Annotated in this window: 21 protein-coding genes; 11 read left to right on the forward strand and 10 right to left on the reverse strand. The window is 40.2% G+C overall.

The window, feature by feature from the left end; translation table 11 throughout:
* The 5 genes from ACYZ0U_RS04350 to ACYZ0U_RS04370 all read right to left on the reverse strand — a co-directional run bounded on the left by ACYZ0U_RS04350 (position 1) and on the right by ACYZ0U_RS04370 (position 6,227).
* Positions 1 to 564 (reverse strand): K(+)-transporting ATPase subunit C, encoded by a 564-nt coding sequence (locus tag ACYZ0U_RS04350; RefSeq protein WP_461450215.1) that lies wholly within the window; start codon positions 562 to 564, stop codon positions 1 to 3.
* A gap of 137 nt (positions 565 to 701) precedes the next feature.
* Complete coding sequence (gene kdpB / locus ACYZ0U_RS04355) at positions 702 to 2,732, reverse strand: potassium-transporting ATPase subunit KdpB (protein ID WP_461450217.1); 2,031 nt, start codon at positions 2,730 to 2,732, stop codon at positions 702 to 704.
* A gap of 17 nt (positions 2,733 to 2,749) precedes the next feature.
* The gene (kdpA, locus tag ACYZ0U_RS04360; RefSeq protein ID WP_461450219.1) at positions 2,750 to 4,465 is read right to left on the reverse strand and encodes a potassium-transporting ATPase subunit KdpA; all 1,716 of its coding nucleotides are present in this window, start codon (positions 4,463 to 4,465) and stop codon (positions 2,750 to 2,752) included.
* 11 nt (positions 4,466 to 4,476) lie between these two features.
* Complete coding sequence (locus ACYZ0U_RS04365) at positions 4,477 to 4,554, reverse strand: potassium-transporting ATPase subunit F (protein WP_461453684.1); 78 nt, start codon at positions 4,552 to 4,554, stop codon at positions 4,477 to 4,479.
* 323 nt (positions 4,555 to 4,877) lie between these two features.
* Entirely contained in the window at positions 4,878 to 6,227 is a 1,350-nt protein-coding gene (locus tag ACYZ0U_RS04370) for a sigma-54-dependent transcriptional regulator (RefSeq protein WP_461450221.1), read from the reverse strand.
* Positions 6,228 to 6,747: 520 nt separating this feature from the next.
* Between ACYZ0U_RS04370 and ACYZ0U_RS04375 the strand changes: the two genes are divergently transcribed.
* From ACYZ0U_RS04375 to ACYZ0U_RS04395, 5 genes are all read left to right on the forward strand, one after another.
* A complete protein-coding gene (locus ACYZ0U_RS04375) occupies positions 6,748 to 7,719 on the forward strand; it encodes a polyprenyl synthetase family protein (RefSeq protein ID WP_461450223.1) in 972 nt (323 codons plus the stop codon).
* Complete coding sequence (locus ACYZ0U_RS04380; protein ID WP_461450225.1) at positions 7,719 to 8,765, forward strand: TerC/Alx family metal homeostasis membrane protein; 1,047 nt, start codon at positions 7,719 to 7,721, stop codon at positions 8,763 to 8,765. Before ACYZ0U_RS04375 ends, ACYZ0U_RS04380 begins: the two co-directional genes overlap by 1 nt.
* Before the next feature lie 56 nt (positions 8,766 to 8,821).
* On the forward strand, positions 8,822 to 9,346 hold the full coding sequence (locus ACYZ0U_RS04385) for a hypothetical protein (RefSeq protein ID WP_461450227.1): 525 nt from the start codon (positions 8,822 to 8,824) through the stop codon (positions 9,344 to 9,346).
* A 78-nt stretch (positions 9,347 to 9,424) separates the two neighbouring features.
* Positions 9,425 to 10,216, forward strand: coding sequence for a diadenylate cyclase CdaA (gene cdaA / locus ACYZ0U_RS04390; protein WP_461450229.1), 792 nt, complete (start codon positions 9,425 to 9,427; stop codon positions 10,214 to 10,216).
* Positions 10,217 to 10,239: 23 nt separating this feature from the next.
* Entirely contained in the window at positions 10,240 to 11,106 is an 867-nt protein-coding gene (locus ACYZ0U_RS04395; RefSeq protein WP_461450231.1) for a sterol desaturase family protein, read from the forward strand.
* Here ACYZ0U_RS04395 and ACYZ0U_RS04400 read toward each other — a convergent pair.
* The 4 genes from ACYZ0U_RS04400 to ACYZ0U_RS04415 form a co-directional block, all read right to left on the reverse strand.
* Positions 11,072 to 11,422, reverse strand: a complete 351-nt coding sequence (locus ACYZ0U_RS04400; RefSeq protein ID WP_461450233.1) for a hypothetical protein — start codon at positions 11,420 to 11,422, stop codon at positions 11,072 to 11,074. The two genes, ACYZ0U_RS04395 and ACYZ0U_RS04400, sit on opposite strands and share 35 nt — an antisense overlap.
* A gap of 122 nt (positions 11,423 to 11,544) precedes the next feature.
* Positions 11,545 to 14,052: a M1 family aminopeptidase gene (locus ACYZ0U_RS04405; RefSeq protein WP_461450235.1), complete on the reverse strand. Its 2,508-nt coding sequence runs from the start codon at positions 14,050 to 14,052 to the stop codon at positions 11,545 to 11,547.
* A gap of 277 nt (positions 14,053 to 14,329) precedes the next feature.
* A complete protein-coding gene (gene pyk, locus ACYZ0U_RS04410; RefSeq protein ID WP_461450237.1) occupies positions 14,330 to 15,766 on the reverse strand; it encodes a pyruvate kinase in 1,437 nt (478 codons plus the stop codon).
* A 68-nt stretch (positions 15,767 to 15,834) separates the two neighbouring features.
* Positions 15,835 to 16,254, reverse strand: coding sequence for an IPExxxVDY family protein (locus ACYZ0U_RS04415; protein WP_461450239.1), 420 nt, complete (start codon positions 16,252 to 16,254; stop codon positions 15,835 to 15,837).
* Between the two features lie 151 nt (positions 16,255 to 16,405).
* On the opposite strand from ACYZ0U_RS04415, the gene ACYZ0U_RS04420 reads away from it, so the two are divergent.
* From ACYZ0U_RS04420 to rnc, 3 genes are read left to right on the forward strand one after another with little or no spacing between them, the layout of a single operon-like run.
* Positions 16,406 to 16,642: an acyl carrier protein gene (locus ACYZ0U_RS04420; RefSeq protein WP_008241990.1), complete on the forward strand. Its 237-nt coding sequence runs from the start codon at positions 16,406 to 16,408 to the stop codon at positions 16,640 to 16,642.
* 16 nt (positions 16,643 to 16,658) lie between these two features.
* The gene (fabF, locus tag ACYZ0U_RS04425) at positions 16,659 to 17,912 is read left to right on the forward strand and encodes a beta-ketoacyl-ACP synthase II (protein ID WP_461450242.1); all 1,254 of its coding nucleotides are present in this window, start codon (positions 16,659 to 16,661) and stop codon (positions 17,910 to 17,912) included.
* Between the two features lie 9 nt (positions 17,913 to 17,921).
* Positions 17,922 to 18,647 (forward strand): ribonuclease III, encoded by a 726-nt coding sequence (rnc, locus tag ACYZ0U_RS04430; protein ID WP_461450244.1) that lies wholly within the window; start codon positions 17,922 to 17,924, stop codon positions 18,645 to 18,647.
* Positions 18,648 to 18,730: 83 nt separating this feature from the next.
* Here rnc and ACYZ0U_RS04435 read toward each other — a convergent pair whose 3' ends face one another.
* Complete coding sequence (locus ACYZ0U_RS04435) at positions 18,731 to 19,462, reverse strand: hypothetical protein (protein WP_461450246.1); 732 nt, start codon at positions 19,460 to 19,462, stop codon at positions 18,731 to 18,733.
* A gap of 183 nt (positions 19,463 to 19,645) precedes the next feature.
* On the opposite strand from ACYZ0U_RS04435, the gene ACYZ0U_RS04440 reads away from it, so the two are divergent.
* The 3 genes from ACYZ0U_RS04440 to nadD are packed head-to-tail and all read left to right on the forward strand — an operon-like array spanning position 19,646 to position 21,722.
* The gene (locus tag ACYZ0U_RS04440) at positions 19,646 to 20,512 is read left to right on the forward strand and encodes a YicC/YloC family endoribonuclease (RefSeq protein WP_461450248.1); all 867 of its coding nucleotides are present in this window, start codon (positions 19,646 to 19,648) and stop codon (positions 20,510 to 20,512) included.
* 3 nt (positions 20,513 to 20,515) lie between these two features.
* On the forward strand, positions 20,516 to 21,088 hold the full coding sequence (gene gmk, locus ACYZ0U_RS04445) for a guanylate kinase (RefSeq protein ID WP_461450250.1): 573 nt from the start codon (positions 20,516 to 20,518) through the stop codon (positions 21,086 to 21,088).
* Between the two features lie 52 nt (positions 21,089 to 21,140).
* On the forward strand, positions 21,141 to 21,722 hold the full coding sequence (gene nadD, locus ACYZ0U_RS04450; protein WP_461450252.1) for a nicotinate (nicotinamide) nucleotide adenylyltransferase: 582 nt from the start codon (positions 21,141 to 21,143) through the stop codon (positions 21,720 to 21,722).
* Positions 21,723 to 21,774 lie beyond the last annotated feature (52 nt).

The raw sequence follows: 21,774 nt of genomic DNA on the forward strand, positions 1-21,774 counted from the left end.
TTATTTCATTTCATCTAAAGCCACATTCAATTTCAAAACGTTCACTTTAGCAGGCCCGAATAAACCTAACAATGGCTTTTCGGTATTAGCAGCTATCAGGCTGCTGATCTTATCAGCAGGGATATTTCTAACCTTAGCAATACGTGCAATCTGTATCTCGGCACCAGCCGGTGACAAGTCCGGATCCAAACCACTGCCAGATGAAGTTACTAATTCGGCAGGAATTTGTGCGCGGGTTACAGTTGGGTTGTGCTTTAAAAAAGTATCGATAACCGCGTCCACACTTTTTAGATAATCAGGATTGCTTGGGCCCTTGTTTGATCCCGCACCTGCATCAGCCTGGTAATTGGCAGCTGAAGGGCGCGACCAAAAGTATTTATCCTTAGTAAATTTTTGACCGATATTGGCAAAGCCAACAACACGGCCATTGTAAATAACTGTTTCGCCATCGCCGTGGCCCGGTGCAAACTTGCCTAAACCGGCAATTGCCAATGGATATATTCCTGCTAATAACACTATCAGTATGACAGTTAGTTTTAGGGATGGTAAGAAAAACGATTTCATTTTCTTGAGATTTGAGATATTAGATTTGAGATTTAAGACACCTTGTCTGTTCTCTTTTTTATTTTAATTTTTCGTGGGTATGAAATGTTAAAATGAGATCCTGTCTCATATTTAGCATCTCAATACGCACATCTATATTATAAAAATACACCTACTGCTAAGTCGATCAGTTTAATGCCTATGAACGGGATAAGTACACCGCCCAAACCGTAGATCAATAAGTTACGGCGTAACAAAGCACTTGCACCTATCGCTTTATATTCCACACCGCGTAAAGCCAATGGGATAAGTAGCGGGATGATAATGGCATTAAATATTACTGCTGATAAAATTGCCGATTGCGGGCTGTGCAGATCCATAATATTCAATGACCTTAATGCAGGTATTGACACCATAAACAATGCAGGCACAATAGCAAAGTATTTGGCCACATCGTTAGCGATAGAGAAGGTGGTCAACGTGCCACGGGTCATCAATAACTGTTTGCCAATTTCAACGATCTCGATTAGCTTGGTAGGGTCATTATCCAAATCCACCATGTTACCGGCTTCTTTGGCTGCCTGTGTACCGCTGTTCATGGCTACACCTACATCTGCCTGGGCCAATGCGGGGGCATCGTTTGTACCGTCGCCCATCATGGCTACCAGTTTGCCTTGCTGCTGCTCAACCTTAATATAGTTCATTTTATCTTCCGGTTTTGCTTCTGCGATAAAATCATCCACACCGGCCTTTTCAGCGATAAATTTGGCTGTTAACGGGTTATCGCCGGTTACCATTACGGTTTTTACACCCATGCGGCGCAAACGCTCAAAACGTTCGGCAATGCCGGGTTTAATGATATCCTGTAGCTCAATAACACCTAATATTTCTTCGTTTTGTGATACAACCAAAGGCGTACCTCCGTTAGATGCGATGGTTTTTACATTTACTTCAACTTCCGCAGGAAAAGCATGACCGGCTTTGATTGCCATGGTACGGATAGAATCAAATGCGCCTTTACGTACACGTGTGCCGTCAGGTGTATCTAACCCGCTTGAGCGTGTTTCGGCTGTAAACTTGATAAATACTGAGTTTTCAGGCGCTTTGGTTACTACCATGTTTTTATTCTGTTCAGCCAGCTCAACAATTGATTTACCTTCAGGTGTTTCATCGGCTAATGAGCTTAATACGCAGGCTTTGATAAAGTCGGCTTCATTTACACCGGTTGCAGGGTAAAAATTGGTTGCCTTACGGTTACCAATGGTGATGGTGCCTGTTTTATCTAACAAAAGCACATCTAAGTCGCCGGCAGTTTCAACTGCTTTGCCCGATTTGGTGATCACGTTGGCACGTAATGCCCTGTCCATGCCCGCAATACCGATGGCCGATAAAAGGCCACCGATAGTTGTGGGTATCAAACAAACAAACAAGGATATGAATGCTGCGATGGTTATCGGCGTGTTAGCATAGTCGCCAAACGGTTTCAGCGTGATACAAACAATCACGAATATCAGCGTGAAACCGGCTAATAAAATTGTTAACGCAATTTCATTAGGTGTTTTCTGGCGGGATGCACCTTCAACCAACGCAATCATTTTATCCAGGAAGCTTTCGCCGGGTTGTGTAGTAACCTGGACCTTAATCCTGTCGGATAATACTTTTGTACCACCTGTTACGGATGATTTATCACCGCCTGATTCACGGATAACCGGGGCAGATTCACCTGTTATAGCAGATTCATCAATGGTTGCAATACCTTCAATGATCTCGCCATCGGTAGGGATGGTATCATTTGTTTCGCAAATAAATATGTCGCCTTTTTTTAGGAGGGACGACATGATGGTTTGTTCCTTACCATCCACCAGTAAACGGGCCGGAGTTTCAGACCTGGTTTTGCGTAAGCTTTCGGCTTGTGCCTTGCCACGTGCTTCGGCAATTGCTTCGGCAAAGTTGGCAAACAGTACGGTCAGGAACAGTACTAAAAATATAGTAAAGTTATAACCCCAGCCACCCTGGCCGGTATTGGTGAAAGAGAATATGGTTACAATAAGCATTACAACAGTTCCTATCTCCACGGTGAACATAACAGGGTTGCGTACCAGTATACGTGGATCAAGCTTGATGAATGATTGCACAAAGGCATCCTTCATTTGATCAGCCTGGAATAAGGTATTTTTATCAGATTTCATGATTGATATCTATTAAATTATTTGATTGAAAAGTGTTCGGCTATTGGGCCTAAGGTTAATGCCGGGAAGAATGACAGCGCGGCAACAATTATAATTACGGCCATTATCATTACTCCAAAAGTTCCGGTATCGGTTTTTAATGTTCCGGCAGATTCTGGCACAAATTTTTTGTTGGCGAGTATGCCTGCAATTGCAAGCGGGCCAATAATAGGCAGAAACCTTGCCAGGAATATTACGATACCTGTACTCACATTCCAGAAGATGTTATTGGCAGTTAGGCCGGCATAACCTGACCCGTTATTTGCCGAGCTTGAGGTATACTGATAAAGCATTTCGGAAAAACCATGGAACCCTGGGTTATTTAACCATGCTGATGGCTTGGTTGCCCAGCCCGCGTTAGCAAAATGGATCAAAACATAAGTTGATATGGCTGTACCTACCAGTATCAGGAAGGGGTGAAGCAAAGCGATCAATGATGCGATCTTCATTTCGCGGGCTTCGATCTTGCGGCCCATAAACTCAGGCGTACGCCCAACCATCAAGCCTGAAATAAATACCGCGATAATGATGAAGATGTAAAAGTTAAGGAACCCTACACCCACACCACCATAAAAGGCATTGATCATCATATCAAACATTTGCGCCATGCCCGATACTGGCATCATGCTGTCATGCATGGAGTTTACCGAACCGTTTGAGGTTACTGTAGTAGTAATACCCCAGAAAGCTGAAGCCGCAGCGCCGAAACGCACTTCCTTGCCTTCCATTGACCCGCCGGGTTGACTGATACCTAAATGCGCGATTGCCGGGTTACCACCAACTTCGGCATTTACCGATGGATATACCATTGCCAGGAATCCGACGGTCATCACCCCGAAAATTACCCAGGCCAGTTTCTTTTTATTTAGATAGAAACCTAAAGCAAAAACCAAAGCAATAGGGATTAATATAATGCTGATATTCTCAACCATGTTGGTTAAGTAATTAGGATTTTCAAGTGGATGGGCAGAGTTAACGCCGAACCAGCCGCCACCGTTTGAACCTACCTGCTTAATAGCAACCATGGCTGCAACCGGTCCGCGTGATACGTGAACAGTATCGCCTTGTAAACCTATTACAGCAACCTTGCCTTTATAACTGGTTGGTGTACCGTTAAAAGCTAATATTAATGCAACAACAAAACTGATCGGCAATAATACACGGGTGATAGATTTCAGGAAGAAATCCCAAAAGTTACCAAGCTTATCGGTGATCTTGTCTTTCATGGCTTTAAAAACCACCATCATGGCAGCCAAACCTGTAGCGGCACTTGCAAAATGCAGGAACATGAATACAAAATGCTGTGTAAAATAAGTAGCTAATGATTCGCCTGAGTAATCCTGCAGGTTGGTGTTAGTTAAAAAACTGATGGCGGTGTTAAAGGCCAGATCAGGGGTTTGGCTTGGGTTGCCATCGGGGTTTAACGGTAGATGCGACTGGAACAGTAAGCAAAAGAAAGCGTAAAATAACCAGATTGCGTTTATGGTTAACAATGCTTTTAAATGCTGTTTCCAGTTCATTTCGCGGGTTGAATCAATACCTGCGATCTTGAAAATAAAGCGTTCTACCGGGGCTAAAAAATCAAGCCAGGTGTGCTCGCCTTTAAATACTTTAGCAATGTATTTACCAAGCGGTATGGCCAGTGCTATGGTGGCCAGGTACATAAAAATTATACCTATAAATTCTGTGTTCATGGTTATAGAGTTTAAAATCTTTCGGGATTAAGCAGTACATATACCATGTATATGAATACCGCGATGGCTACAAAGAATAGTGCGATCATGATGATTAAATTTTTTCGAAGTAATTAACAGACTTGAAGAATAGCCAGAATACGACTACAAATACAATTAGATAAGCGAAGGTGAGTATGACATCCATAATATTGTTTGTTATTTTGGAGAGCTTATAACCAAGCAGATGCCATAAAATGGGATTTATTTATAAGTAATTATATATCAATAAATTATGTGATTTTTTCTATGTTTAAAATTACCTAAATAAAAAAGACCCTACCATTTTGGTAGGGTCTTTTTTCATATTGATGTGGTTTAGGTATTATAAAAATCTTTTGTCATTATTCGCTTAACTAATAATAACATTTAATTAAATCAGCTTATACTGATCAAGTTTACGATAAAGCGTAGTCAGGCCGATATTCAGCAATCGAGCTGCTTCGGTTTTATTGCCGTGGGTGTGGTTTAGTACTTTGTAGATGTGTTGTTTTTCGATTGATTCCAAATCGAGAGCATCCTTTTCAACATGGGCTGTTTTGAATTCTAAGGGCAGCAGATCAGAGCTGATCACCCCATTTTCAGCCAGGATCACAACACGCTCAATTACGTTTTTAAGTTCCCTAACATTACCTTTCCAGGTATGCTGCGTGAGCATGTAAATAAATTCATCGCTCATTTTCTCAATCCGCATATTTACTTTGGCGCTGAACTGCTTAAGGTAATGTTTGGCTAACAGTTCAATATCTGCTTTACGATCGTTTAATGATGGCAGGTTGATCGTGAATACTGAAAGCCGATAGAAAAGGTCTAACCTAAATCTTCCTTCTTCGGCCTCATGCTGCAGATTGCGGTTGGTTGCCGCCAATATGCGGATATTTACTTTGGTGGTTTGTGTATCACCAATTTTGATGAACGAACGGCTCTCGAGCACACGCAGTAATTTAGCTTGCAGCTCTAAACTCATTTCGCCAACCTCATCTAAAAATATGGTGCCGTTATTGGCTTCCTCAAATAAGCCTTTTTTATCTTTCAATGCACCGGTGAATGATCCTGCTTTATAGCCGAATAATTCGCTCTCTAATAGATCGGGTGGGAAACTACTGCAATTAACCGCTACAAAAGGCTGCAAATGCCGCGGACTATCGTAATGTATAGCCTCGGCAAAAACTTCTTTACCGGTACCTGTTTCGCCAAGTAATAAAACAGTTGTATCAGTAGGGGCAACGCGTTTGGCAATATCAATGGCCTCGGTTATAGCTCTTGATTTACCGAGTATATTATCAAAGCTGTATTTGCCGCTAATACGCGCCTCTAAATTAAAAACCCTTAATTGTAATTGCGCCTTTTCGGCTGCTTTGTAGGTAAGCGGAATTATTTTGTAGTTATCATCACCTTTGGTTATATAATCAAAACCACCATTTTTTATGGCTAACACGCCATCAGCTATGGTACCGTAAGCAGTAAGGCTAATCACCTCTACATAAGGTTTTTTATCTTTTATAAGCTTAACAAGCTCAACACCGTTAATATCAGGCAGTTTTACATCACTCAAAACCACGTGAATTTCCTCCAGCATTAAAACTTTTAGTCCATCCTTAGCTGTATTTGTTTGGAAAACTTTAAACCCTTCCAGTTCCAATGTGCGTGCAATTAATGCAGCCAATGTTTTTTCATCATCAATGACGAGTATATTCGCCAATATTTTTGTTTTGGTTTCCACAGTTCTTGAGGTTAGTCATCCGTGCCGGTGCTAAAAGAATGCCTTATTATCCGCCAAGCTATATAATTGCTTTATATAGCTGTAAAACAGCTTATTTAGTTTTGTAAAATTTATTGTAAACTAATAAATCCTTTCAAAATGATAAGGTATTTTATCATTTTGGTAAAGTAGACAAGTTCATAAAACAAAAAGCCACCTGATCGAATAGTTATTGTTTTATGATTGAGTAAAAGTAATGATAAATTACATTCCAATTTTTCGCGGGTATCTTTACACGCCGTATTTGTTTGATAAAATCTGTATAGTGAATTTGAAGTTCAATTGATAATATATGTAGCTACCAATAAGCCTTGGGTATGTTAACCTCCATTATATTTATTATTTAAGTAATAGATAGTATTTAATGGTTTAATATTCGTCAAAATATTTAGGCAATTAACCGGGATAGCTATTTTTAGCTTATGTTTGTTTCACATTGCCAATAGGGCGACAATTACTTATAAAAGCCGTTTTGTTTTAGATGCTGAGCATTAACGAGATTAAAAAACCCATAGCTACAGAGATAGACGTTTTTGAAGATACCTTCAAAAACTCCATGTATAGCTCAGTACCCTTGCTCGACCGTATTACGCACTATATTGTAAAACGCAAAGGCAAGCAGATCCGCCCGATGTTCGTATTTTTTTCGGCGAGTATTTGCGGCGGAATCAATGAATCTACTCACCGTGGCGCGGCTTTAGTCGAATTATTGCATACAGCTACATTGGTACATGACGATGTGGTTGATAATTCTTATCAGCGGCGTGGCTTTTTCTCGATAAACGCTTTATGGAAAAATAAGATAGCAGTTTTGGTAGGCGATTACCTGTTATCAAAGGGATTGCTGCTATCTATAGAAAACAACGACTTTGAATTATTACGTATCGTTAGCGAAGCGGTAAAACAAATGAGCGAGGGCGAATTATTGCAAATAGAAAAGGTTCGGCGCATGGATATTGACGAGCCTATTTATTACGAAGTGATCCGCCAAAAAACAGCTTCACTTATTGCATCATGCTGTGCTTGCGGGGCTGCATCGGCAGGTGCGGATAAAGAGGTTATCGAGAAAATGCGTTTGTTTGGCGAGAAGATCGGCATCGCGTTTCAGATCAAGGATGATATGTTTGATTTTGGCACCGATGATGTGGGCAAGCCATTAGGCATCGATATCAAAGAGAAAAAAGTTACGCTCCCGTTGATCTACTCATTAAGTAATTGCGATAAAGCCACTAAAAAACGAATGATCAACCTGGTTAAAAATCATAATGATGAATCGGAGAAGATTGCACAGATCATCAAATTTGTGCAGGATACCGGTGGCCTGCAATATGCCGAAACCCAAATGAAGAAATACCAGGACGAAGCCTTTGAGATATTGAATACCTTTCCTAATGGTGACTCTAAAACAGGTTTGGAACAATTGGTGCGATTTACAACCGAACGCAATAAATAATGCCGAGCGAGCTAATATTCATATTAGGCTTTTTGATTTTCATTTTCATTATGCTGGCGCTCGACTTGGGCCTGTTTGCCAAAGCCGATAGGCCGGTTAGCCTGAAACGTGCCGGGATAATGAGCGCGGTTTGGATCTCACTTGCTTTACTGTTTTACTTGCTGCTCTTAAATTTCGGAGATCTGCTGCATCATGTAGATAGCTTTGACGCGTTACAAAAGGTTAATACGGAGAATTTTCATCAGCTTAAATTAAATCCAAATGATTTTGCGGGCGGATTGGAGCTTTATCGTAAAAATCTGAGCCTTGAATTTATTACCGGCTACGTGGTTGAATACGCCTTATCGGTAGATAATATTTTTGTGATGGTGCTGATATTTACTGCGTTTTCTGTAGAACCTAAGCATTATCATAAGGTGTTGTTATGGGGCATCATCGGCGCGGTAGCTATGCGTTTCGTGTTCATATTTGTAGGTTCTGCATTGATCCTGAAATTCCATTGGATCCTGTACCTGTTTGGCGCGTTCCTGGTTTATACGGGGATTATGATGTTTGTAAACCGCAACAAGGAAGAAAAGATCGATCCGGATAACCACCCTGTCGTGAAATTCGCATCCAAATACTTTGCGGTATCGCCTCATTTTGCAGGTAATAAGTTTGTTGTCAAGGTTGATAGCAGGAAATTAATAACACCTTTATTATTGGTCTTATTGATCATCGAAGTAACTGACCTGGTATTCGCGGTGGATTCTATCCCCGCGGTTTTCTCTATTACTAAAGATCCTTATATTGTTTTTTTCTCCAATATCTTCGCCATTTTGGGATTGCGCTCCATGTTCTTTTTGCTGGTGAATATTATTGATAAGTTCCGGTTTTTAAAAATTGGTTTAGCGGCATTGCTCACTTTTATCGGCTTGAAAATGCTCGGCGGAGAGTTTGTTGCTGAGATGGGGTTAACTACTATTAATTCGCTATTTATTATATTAGGGATATTGGTGGTGAGTGTCGGGGCCTCGTTGTTGTTCCCGAAGAAGGAAATTATGTAACTATTATTTATTGCTAAGTTTTTTCTAATTTGTAACCTAAATCCAATAATATCACGATGCAAGAAATTACTATACAAATTCCATTTGATAATCAAGAGTTCATTAGAGGTCAAAATACTGCTTGGAAATATATGAGTAAGGGATTTATTAAAAATAATACGATATATGTAGTCATTGCTGTTATTTGCTTGGCGGTTGCTTTTGAACCTGTAAATCGGGAAAGGTATCCTTTGTTTATATCCTTTGCAGGTGGATATCTTTTTTATCTTCTTGCCAGCTGGATGGGCTTTTATGAACGACGCTCCAAATTTATTAAAAGAGTTAATAACTTAGCCAACAATAAAGTGATTAACGATAGCGGATCTAGTTTAATATTTTCCGATTATGGTATTGAATATGCTGATGCTGAAAAGCTATACAAGCATAGCTGGCCTCTTTTTAGTCGGTTTTTAATAATCGACGACACCATATTGATAATCTTAAAAGAGTCATCAGCTGTCCTCTTTACGCTTACTAAAAAGGAGTTAGGTATAGATAATTACAATATAGTAAACGAAATATTAAAAGCGAAACTGGGATAACTTATCTGGTTTCTGTCAAAAAAGTTGATTGAACTCGTTGAACATACTGCTTTAACAGGAAAATCTTACCTTAGTAAAATGCAGTCCCTCGATTTTAGCTTCCTCAAAATTACACCGTTGAGCGTGTTGGATGTAATACTGGTGGCATTTATTATATACCAGCTATACAACCTGATACGCGGCACCATTGCGGCTAATATTTTTATTGGTTTTGTAATTGTCTACCTGGCCTATTTTGTTGTTAAAGCATTACAAATGCAATTACTTACGGTAATACTGGGCAAGTTTGTTGAAGTTGGGCCTATAGCCTTAATTGTAATTTTTTGGCAGGAGATACGACGGTTCTTGCTGCTCGTTGGTAAAAATGCCTCGCTGCAACGCAACAAGGCCTGGTGGCAATACTTTTTTGGCAAAGCCGAGGCCGAGAAAAACAACTTCGCGCGTATAAAACCGATCATCGATGCCTGTAAAAGTTTAAAACAATCTCGTACCGGTGCGTTAATAGTATTTACAAAGTATTACGACGAGCAGTTTTACCAGAATAGTTGTGAGGTGATTGACGGAAAAATATCAAAACGCCTGCTGGAAAGCATATTTCAAAAGACAAGCCCGCTGCATGATGGCGCGGTGGTGATATCGGAAAATAAAATAAAATCGGCCAGCTGCATTTTACCGCTTACCGATAAAACCGACCTGCCGCCGCAATTTGGTTTGAGGCACCGCGCAGGTATCGGTGTAACGGAATCGAATGAAGCGTCGGCTATTATCGTATCCGAAGAGACTGGTGAAATATCATACGCCAAACAAGGCCGTGTAAAGATGAACATCAGCTTTGCTGAACTGGAAAAACTGCTGAATAAGGATTTTTAATGTATTTGAGTTAATTTTGCAGCATGGGAGAGGGGAACACATTATGGTATGTGATAGGCTATATATTTTTAGGCCTGGCTGTGATGTACACTATTTTCGCGGGTTTTGCTTACTTGTTTTTTTACAAATGGCGGGGCAAGTTTTACTGGGAGCATAAGATCCAACAATATTATCCCGAACGCAAACACATTATGCGCGAGATATGGCTATCAGCAAGCACGCTGCTTATTTTTGGCGTAGTGCTGATATTTGTTGCCTGGGCCAACTACCGTGGCTATACACAAGCGTATCATCCCGCCAATAAATATGGTTATTGGTATTACGCGCTTAGCATTGTAATTATGGTGTTTATACACGATACTTATTTTTACTGGGCGCATCGTTTGCTGCACTGGAAGCCTTTATTTAAAACCGTGCATGTAAAACATCATTTATCTATTAACCCAACACCTTTTTCAGCGCTGGCTTTTCACCCGATGGAAGCTTTGAGCGAAATATTTGTAGTGCCTTTAGTGGCGTTTACCATTCCACATTATCCCTCTGCCATGCAGATCGTATTTATTTACTCCTTACTGGTAAATATTGGCGGACACATGGGCTACGAGACTGTACCCAAAGGATTTGTACGCCACTGGGTATTTAAATGGCATAATACATCCACCCATCACAATATGCACCACCGGTTGGTGAAATACAACTATGGCTTGTATTTTAATATATGGGACAGGCTGATGGGAACTAACCACCCTGACTACGAGAAGCATTTTGAAGAAGTAGCTGACCGTCGCGATAAGGAGAAATTAGCTAAACTTAACAGAAAAGTTTGGGCCAAAAAAAGCAAGCAGAAAAATCTGACTAAGGGATCAAAGATTTCGCAACCGGCTCATTAGGGTTAATGATCGTCACTTTTTTTATCAGCATGGTGTAATTCATAAGTGAGTTTGGTACAGATACTGGCATGCGATCGGTTGATGATACCTTTGCAACAGGCATGGTGCTATAAATAGTAATCCCTTTATTACTTTGATCAACATTAACTTTTGGTTGCAGCAACAATTGTTGGGGTGTGAGCGGGGTTACCGGTTTAAAGGCATTTTGCAAACCATTGTTTAATTCAAGATTAGGTTGGGCAGGCAATAATTGCTGCGCTTTAAGTTGGGTTGATGCTGCTGCTATCAGCAATAAAAAAACTGCTATCTTTTTCATAACCGGCTAATTGTTAGCACTAAATTAAGATATCCTATTGTAAAAAAGTGTTAAATAAATAATTTGTTACAAAAAAGCCGCCCGTTAACTAGCGGGCGGCTTTTTTATTGAAGATATCCTAATTATTTAGAGTCCTGTATTTCTTTTACAGTTTTATCGATCAATGCTACCGAAGCATCATCATGCAAGGCAGTACGGCCGGTTTTTATCTCGCCGTTTAATTCACCGATTACAAATTGATCAGCGCCATACACTTTGTACTTTATACCCATTTCTTTCAATTCCAATATGCCTTGCTGCGCATAAGCAGGATTGTCAACACGAGCTGTAAAGGCAGCAAATTTCCTGGCCACGTTAAATTTGGTTTGGATATGCGCATCCATAAATTGTTTATAAACAAACGGCCATTCTGCCGAGCTGCCACTTGTTGCATATACGCCAAACATAGCGGTAGTCAGGTCGTCCATATTATCACTTTCAAAGCCTTTAGCCAACTTAAGGCCCTTAGCCGGATCAAGCTGATTAATGGCGGTTAAAGCAGCACCTTGTACGGCATATGAACGGCTTTTTAGAGCAGCTGTGAATATATCCATATTGCCCGATGCTTTTAAATTGCCTAGAGCGGTAATGGCAGCAGCTTGTACCAAAGTATTTGGATCAGTTTGCGCTAATGAAGCTAATATTGGCATAGCCGCATTGCGGATAGCATCATTCTTCATATCCAGCGCCTTGATATCTTTAATTTGCAGGCGATAGTATTTATCGTGTAATGCAGCAATCATTACTTTTTGTGCGCCTTTATTATCCTGTTGTTTGCTTGCAGCGGTTATAGCCTCGGTGCGGTCAACATATAACGGTGCATTAAAGTATTGGAATACAAATTGGTCTAACGGCTTATTGTCTGTTTTTTTAACTAACAGCACTTTATCGCCGTCAACATTAACCAAATCAGGTTTAAACTCGCTGTTAAAGGTTAAGGTATCGGTTTTGTTCTCCATCCAAACTTTGTGGCGTACCTTTTTGCCGCCTGCATAAATATCTACCGCGAACGGTAAAATAAATGCTTTGCCTTCCTGGGTTTGCTGCAGGAAAACTGTTTCTTTTTTAGCGGCATCATCCCATTTGTAACTGATGCTTAAATCCGGATTGCCTGCACCGTAATACCATTGGTTAAAGTACCAGTTAAGGTCAAGTCCGCTGGCTTCTTCCAAAGCTAAACGCAATTGTTGTGCCTCGCCTGCTTTAAAAGCGTTGGTAGTCAGATATATTTTAAGGCCTTTAAAAAAAGCGGCATCACCTAAATAAGTGCGCAGCATGTTTAAAATTCGGCCGCCTTTTTGGTAGCTTACCAAATCAAACACATCTTCCTTATCATTATAATGGAAACGAACCAGATCTTTGCTTTGATTAGCAGGATCCTGCATGTATTGATTCATATCTACATAATTCTGGTAGCCGGCTTCATCCTTACCATATTTATGCTCAGCCCAAAGCATTTCGCTAAAGTCAGCGAATGATTCGTTCATGGTGATGTTGGTCCAGTTTTCGCAGGTTACATAATCACCAAACCATTGGTGGAATAATTCGTGGGCAATATCTATACGACTATCATTATAGTATGCATCAATCAACTGGCGGTCAGTTAGTTGCACCTGCTCGCCATGCAAAGTTGCCGTGGTGTTCTCCATAGCTCCGCTAACATAATCACGCACTACAATTTGCGCATATTTATTCCAGGGGTAATCAACACCTAATGTGGTTGAGTAAAACTCCATCAATTCCGGTGTCATACCAAAAATTTCTTTGGCGTAAGGAGCATATTTTGGCTCAAGATAATAGTCAACATCTTTACCGCGCCATTTATCGTGGTAGATCTTAAAGTCGCCCACAGCCATCATAAACAGGTATGGCGAGTGTGGCAGGTCCATCTTCCAGGTATCGGTGCGGGTACCATCGCCATTAATCTTTTGTGTAGTTAATTTACCGTTAGATAAGGTCACATATTTAGCCGGAACGGTCATCGTGATCTCGTCGGTAGTTTTTTGTTGTGGCTGATCGATTGTCGGGAACCAGGCAGAAGAACTTTCGGTTTCGCCCTGCGTCCAGATCTGGATCGGTTTATCCGGGTCCTTGCCATCAGGGTTTATAAAGTATAACCCTTTTGCATCGTTAATAGCCGCGCTGCCATGTACTTTTAATAAGTTAGGCTTTGAAGTATAGCTAATGTAAATGGTGTAACTCTCGTTATTATGATAAACCCTGTCTAAACGGATAGCTAATGAAAGGCTGTCCTGGTAAACATATTTAAGCGGGATATTTTTACCGTTTTGAACGATAGAGATATTATTAATATCCATGCCTTTGGCATCAAGCCTTAAAGTATCGGTTGGGTAGAAATGCGGTTTTAACGTAACCCATTCCTTACCATACATAAAGCATTTTTTATAATCAAAACGTACATCAAGCCTGGTATTGATCAAATCATTTACTCTTGCCGGTGTAGCGCGGTAAATATCAATTGGGGGCACATGGTGTGGGATAGGCGGCTCTATTTGTGCCGACGCTGTATTAAGCGCTGCAACGGCCATAAAAAGGCTGCCTAACAAGCCCGCAGTAAGGGTTCTTTTCATATTAGTTTAATGATATTTGTTTATTATTAGCGAAAGTATGATTTGCTTAGGATTTTAAGACAACCGGCAATGAAAAATGTTACAGAAAGAATAATTTTTTGAGTGGAGCGAGGAGAGAGACCAGGGAGCGAGTTTCCAGTTTTTTTGTGTAGCAAGCATTTTAATACGAACGAAGTTTTAAAACTTTGTACGTCTGCTACAGCGCTGTTTATTACGAAAACAAAAAGCCGTCAATATTAATATTGACGGCTTTAAATATTATTTTTATTAAATATTATTATTCAATAACGCTTACTTTAAGCATGTTGGTTTTCCCTTTTTTAACCAATGGAACAGAGCCGGTGTTAATTACTACATCGCCTGCAAATACTAAACCGTCAGCTTTAAGGGTGTTATTTACATCCTCAATAGTTTGATCGGTACTTTCAGTTTTATCGTAATAAAAAGAACGCACACCCCAAACTAAACTTAAGGCATTTAACAGCTGTTTATTTGGTGTAAAGATGTAGGTACTTGCTTTAGGGCGATGGCTTGATATTTCAAAAGCGGTATAACCTGATCCGGTCATAGAAACGATCCCGACAGCGTTTGTATGTTCAGCTAAATATACTGCTGATCCGCAAACGGCATCACTTAAGTTAGTTGTCAGATCTTGTGATCGGATTATTTCTTCTTTAGCGTTGTAAGGATAGCCTAACTCTTCCACGTTACGAACAATTTTAGCCATTGTTTCAATAACGATAACCGGGAATTCGCCAACAGATGTTTCACCGCTAAGCATCACCGCGTCGGCGCCATCCAATACAGAGTTTGCAACGTCATTCACTTCGGCACGGGTTGGGCGCGGGGTGGTGATCATTGATTCCAGCATCTGTGTAGCAACAATAACCGGTTTAGATGCCGCACGGCATTTGCGTGCGATCATTTTTTGCAATAAAGGAACTTCTTCCATCGGCATTTCAACACCAAGGTCGCCACGGGCAACCATTACGCCATCTGTTACTGCAATGATCTCGTCGATATTATCGATAGCTTCAGGTTTTTCAATTTTAGCAATTACACGGGCTGAACTGCCATGCTCGCGGATGATATGTTTTAATTCAACAATATCCTGTGCGTTACGAACAAATGATAAGCCGATCCATTCTACATCAAACTGTAAAACAAATTTAAGGTTTATCAGGTCCTCTTCGGTTAAACTTGGGATAGATACTTTGGTATTTGGCAGGTTAACGCCTTTACGTGAAGTAAGGATACCACCGTGTACAACTTCGCAAATAACAGTATCAACACGATTGGTTTCAATAACACGCATCTGGATTTTTCCATCGTCCAATAAAATAATTTCATTGGCCTGTACATCCTGCGGGAAGGTGTCATAAGTGATGTAGATCTTGTTATCATCACCAATACACTCGTGTGTGGTAATATTAATTCGTGTGCCGTTTATTAAATGTATACCACCATCTTTCACTAAACCTATGCGAATTTTTGGCCCCTGTAAATCGGCAAGGATACCAACATTGGTATGGTATTGCTCGTTTATTTCGCGAATGGTGTCGATGACTTTTTTGTGATCTTCAGGTTTTCCGTGCGAAAAATTCAAGCGGCAAACATTTACGCCTGCCTTTATCATCGATAAAAGGGTTTCTTTCGGGGCCGAGGCAGGGCCCATGGTGGCAACTATTTTAGTACGATTATAATACAATTTCATAAATTCTAAGTTTAATCTTGGCTTTTAATGCTCTACAAAGTGTAAAACGGACACGTTTAAATTTTCCGCTAAAATAGAAGATTTTCGCGTGATTTTATTTTTTTTGGATCAATCTTTACCGCCGCCACTATTTCGGCTATGCGGTTAAGCGAAGATACAAGGTTATCCAGTTCATCTTCATCAATATAATTTTTTATCATTAAAAAATAATCGGTTTTGCGCATTTCAGGAATAAGGTATCCATCAGAACCTTTATTGGCTATAAAAAAGAAGTCAGTATCACTATCTTCCCAATGATAAGTATACATCGAAAAGAAAACCGCTTCAGTATTTGGATGAATCTCGACTTTCAAATCATCAGTTTTAGCCAGGTTAAAGTTTAAATACTTGTTAATAAGATAACAAATACGGTAATCTTTAAGCGGTGTTGTAACTGCAATCAACACAAAATCAAGATCGATCTCAAACTTTAATATTTTTCTGTTCAAAATCATTACATTTGCGCCGGTAAAAATACAATTTGAAAACCTTTGCAATTAAATTTTTGTTGAGTTAAATGCGCAAAAGTTTTTAGATTTGATATTTAACAGAATTTATTTTTCTTTGCACTGAAATTATTAATCATTAAACTATAAGACTATGTCTGATATCGCTTCAAGAGTAAAAGCTATAATCGTAGAAAAATTGGGTGTTGACGAAAACGAGGTAACCCCGGAAGCAAGCTTCACCAACGACCTTGGTGCTGATTCTTTAGACACCGTGGAACTGATCATGGAATTCGAAAAAGAATTCAATGTAGCTATCCCTGACGATCAAGCTGAAACCATTGGTACTGTAGGCCAGGCCATTGCTTACCTTGAAAAAAACGTTAAATAACTCCTAAAACCTTTAAATGGAGTTTAAAAGAGTTGTAATAACCGGGCTTGGAGCACTTACTCCAATTGGCAACAGCGTTCCTGAATATTGGGAAGCGTTGATAAATGGGGTAAGTGGCGCCGCGCCTATTAAGAGTTTTGATACTTCGAAATTCAAGACTAAATTTGCGTGCGAAGTAAAAGGTTTTGATGCTGATGCCTTTTTAGGCAGAAAGGATGCGCGCAAGCTGGATCCTTTTGTTCAGTACGCCTTATATTCAACCGCAGAAGCGGTTGCGGATGCCGGTTTGGATTTTGATAAACTGGATACCAGCCGCATTGGCGTTATCTGGGGTTCTGGCATTGGTGGTTTGAAAACATTTTTGGATGAAATTGTAAATTTTGCCAAAGGTGATGGTACACCGCACATCAACCCATTCTTTATCCCCCGAATGATCGCCGACATCGCACCAGGCCATATCTCTATCAAATATGGTTTACGCGGTCCAAATTTCACTACAGTTTCTGCATGTGCTTCATCAAATAACGCATTAATAGATGCCTTTAACTACATACGTATGGGTAAAGCCAATATGTTTGTTACCGGCGGATCTGAAGCAATTATAAATGAGGCAGGTATTGGTGGCTTTAATGCAATGCATGCTTTATCTACACGAAATGATGACCCGGCTACGGCCTCGCGCCCGTTTGACCTTGACCGTGATGGTTTTGTAGCAGGCGAAGGTGCAGGAACAATTATTTTAGAGGAATATGAGCATGCCAAGGCACGCGGCGCTAAAATTTATGCTGAAATGATAGGCGGTGGCATGAGTGCCGACGCTTACCATATGACTGCCCCGCACCCGGAAGGGCTTGGCGCGGCATTAGTAATGAAAGAGGCGTTACGTGATGCAGGTATTGAAGCAACTGATGTTGATTATGTGAATGTGCATGGCACATCAACCCCGATTGGTGACCCGCAGGAGATAAAAGCGATACAAACTGTATTTGGTGATCATGCTTATGACATCAACATCAGTTCAACCAAATCAATGACAGGACACTTATTAGGTGCTGCCGGTGCTGTTGAAGCTATCGCGACTATATTGGCTATTAAAAACGGCATTATCCCGCCAACAATTAATCACTTTACTGATGATCCTGCTTTCGATCCGCGTATAAACTTTACTTTTAACAAGGCGCAAAAAAGGGAAGTGAAAGTTGCCCAAAGCAATGGTTTTGGTTTCGGCGGTCACAATGCATCGGTAATATTTAGAAAGTTAGAAGATTAATTGTATTAAATGCCTATAAGCCGTTTCTACAAGCTATATATATCTCCTAACAGAAAATATGTTAAAGTTTTAAAGAATTTGCTCGGATTTGTTCCGGGCAATTTGTCGTTATACCGGTTGGCGTTCCGCCATAAATCGGCAGCACAAAACGTTAAAAAGGGAGTAAAGAACAGCAATGAACGCCTGGAATTTTTAGGCGATGCCGTTTTAGGCAGCGTTGTTGCAGAAGTATTGTTTAAACTTTACCCTTACGAGGATGAAGGCTTTTTAACGGAGCTACGGTCAAAAATAGTTAGCCGGGTTAACCTAAACCAGTTAGGCAAAAAGCTGGGCTTTGATAAACTGATTGAATTTGATAACCGCGCATTAAACTCACAGCGCCAGGGATCGCTTTTGGGCGATGCTTTCGAGGCATTGATTGGCGCCGTTTATCTTGATAAAGGCTACGACTTTACCAAAAACTTTTTGATAAACCACATTATCAAATCGCATATCGACATCCACAAACTGGAGCAAACCGAAACTAATTTTAAGAGTAAGCTGATCGAATGGTGCCAGCGCCATAGCAAGGACATTAGTTTTGATTTGGTAAGCAACCTGGAAGGCGAAAATATAAAGCTCTTCACCGTACAAGCCAGCGTTGACGGCGAAGTTGTTGGTTCAGGAAAAGAATTCAGCAAAAAAAATGCGGAAAAACTTGCCGCAGAGAAAGCTTGTGAAACTTTAGGGATCTAAAAACTATCGTCTTTGTCTGAACCTGAATTAAATGAATTAAAAATTCACAAATTCACAAAATTCGAGTTCAGACAACTTTAAACTTAATATAGCCTCTGCAACTCTATCCCGTCCTTATGCTTCTTGTAATATTCCAGGTAATGTTTAATGTGGCTTATCAGCGTATAATCGTTCCAGCCCCGCATGTCCTCGTATGATGGTGTGTATTGCTGCATAAATTTCACCACATCTTCATCAGGTAGTTTTGTAACCTGTTTAACCAGTTCAGGGGTATAACGTTTATTTACCTCAATGGCCTCTAACTCGTTCTTTGAAAATTTAGCAAAATGACGCTCGTTAATCGCATCCGAACTAAAAAGTTCGTAAAAAGCGGTGAGCGGAGAGGCAATAAATGCCATTAGCGGTGGATGGCCGTCAAAATATAAACCCTTGCTACGGTAATCATTCATTACACCGTTAATTTCCTGCTTAGTACTTTGGCCCTGAATAGTTACCTCCGGCAAAACAATAATTGGCTGCATGTAAACAACCAGGTCATTAGCGCTGCCCACCACTTGTATTTGGTTAGTATAACCTGTTTTTTTAAATAGCAAAGTATCACCTTTAGATACGGGGATGCTGAATCCGCCAAGCTCATCACTCATCATGATCTGCTGGCTTTTAAGGTTAGTAACGGTTGCCGATGCTATCCGCACATCGCTGCTTTTCCTGAAGAATATACCTTTTAACGTAAATGTTTGCTGTGCCGATGATAGCAATGGCAAACAAAATAATACGATTAATAAAAAATATGCAGGGCGAATATTTATGTACATTATAACGCAAACTTATTAATTGTATACCGTACTAAATGTAAAAAAGTGTTAATGATTGGAGATTAGAGGTCAGTTGATTAGAGATTAGATTTTTTTAGAAGATAGGATTCATTATAATGTGATTATTTTAGCCTGAACTCTAAACTACAATCATAATTACTAAATTTGCACATGATAAAATCCATGACAGGGTATGGAATTGCCACTTTAGATTTCGGCAATACAAAATATACCGTTGAGATAAAGTCCCTGAATAGCAAGTTTTTAGAGCTATCGTTACGATTGCCAAAAGTTTTCTCAGATAAAGAGTTCCAGTTGCGTACCGAATGCAACAAACAAATAGAACGCGGAAAAGTTAATCTTTCCATCAATGCCGAGCAGCAAGCCGGTGTGGTTAAAGCCGCCGGAATTGATACCGTATTATTAAAAAACTATTACGAACAATTAAAAGCAGTAAGCATTGAACTTGGCGAGCCAACCAGTAACCTGATGCAGTTAGCGCTTGGCTTACCCGAAGTGGTTAAATACGACGAAGAAACGGTATCCGAAGATGCGTGGAAAGTAGTTGAAAAAGCGTTTAATCAGGCGGTTGCTGCATTCCAAAAGTTTCGTGCTGATGAAGGTAATGTTTTAGAACAGGACCTTAAGTACCGCATTAATATCATTCTTGAAAACCTGAAGCTGGTTGAAATTGAGGAGCCAAAACGTGTTCCTGTAATCCGCGAGCGTTTGAATACCTTTTTACAGGAGGCAGCAGGCCGCGAAGCGATTGTTGATCAAAACCGGTTTGAGCAGGAGTTGATCTATTATATTGATAAACTGGATATTACCGAAGAAAAGATCCGCCTGAAAACACATTGTGATTATTTTGTTGAAACATTGAAAAATGCGGATGCTAACGGCAAAAAATTAGGTTTTATTGCACAGGAAATAGGCCGCGAGGTAAATACACTTGGTTCAAAAGCTAACGATGCCAACATGCAAAAGCTGGTTGTTGGCATGAAAGAGGAGTTGGAAAAAATTAAGGAGCAACTTTTAAACGTATTATAGCAGATGGCTACAGACGGTAAATTAATTATTTTTTCTGCACCATCCGGAGCCGGTAAAACTACCATAGTACATCACTTGCTGGGTAAAATGGATGAGCTGGAGTTTTCCATCTCAGCCACCACACGCGAAGCCCGCGGTGAAGAAGTTGATGGCAAGGATTACTATTTCATCAGTAAAGAAAGCTTTTTGCACCGAATTGCAAAAAAGGAATTTGTTGAATTTGAGGAAGTATACTCCGGTACTTTTTACGGAACCCTGCGCAAAGAAATCGAACGCATATGGGAAAAAGGTAAAGCTGTTATATTTGATATTGATGTAGAGGGCGGCCTGCACCTAAAACGTAAATATAACGGGCAGGCATTGGCTATTTTCGTTCAGCCGCCATCACTTGAAGTATTAAAAGAGCGTTTAACCGGTCGCGGGACAGATAGTGCTGAAAAGCTAAAGGAACGTTTCGCTAAAGCGGAAAAGGAATTGAACTATGCGCCGCAATTTGATGTCATCCTGAAAAACTACGACCTGGATACTGCATGTGGAGAAGCGGAATTGTTGGTAAAGAATTTTTTGAATCAATAAATTTTAGCTATATTTCTAAAGTAATAATAACTGATCAGCCATACCTTAAAGAATGAAAATAGGTTTACTATTCGGTTCGTTTAATCCCATACATATAGGCCATTTAATAATAGCCAATTACATGGCCAATTACACCGACCTTGATAAGGTTTGGCTGGTTGTATCACCCCAAAACCCGCTCAAAAAATACGGCGACCTGATCAATACTTATGACAGGCTTGAAATGGCGAAACTGGCTACTGATAATTCAAAAAACCTGTCAGTTAGTGATGTGGAGCTTAAATTACCGCAGCCTTCTTATACCATCGATACCCTTACCCACCTGAAAGAGAAGTATCCACAGCACGAATTCGCCATCATTATGGGTTCGGATAACCTGGTATCGCTGCCGAAATGGAAAAACTTTAAGCTGATATTACGTGATTATAAGATCTATGTTTATCCCCGCCCGGGTTATGAGAACGCGGAATATGCTTCGCATCCATCAGTAACCATCACCATGACGCCACATATGGAATTATCCGCAACCTTTATCCGTAAGTCTATTGCTGATAAGAAGGATGTACGCTATTTTGTGCCCGATCCTGTATTGGAGTTTATAGAGAGTAAGAATCTTTACGGGACGGTCAGATAGATTTCTCTGAATCGATAGCATTTTAAGTATCAGCATTAACGCTTAACTTTAC

The organism is Mucilaginibacter sp. (assembly GCF_965225845.1).
Taxonomy (GTDB): domain Bacteria; phylum Bacteroidota; class Bacteroidia; order Sphingobacteriales; family Sphingobacteriaceae; genus Mucilaginibacter.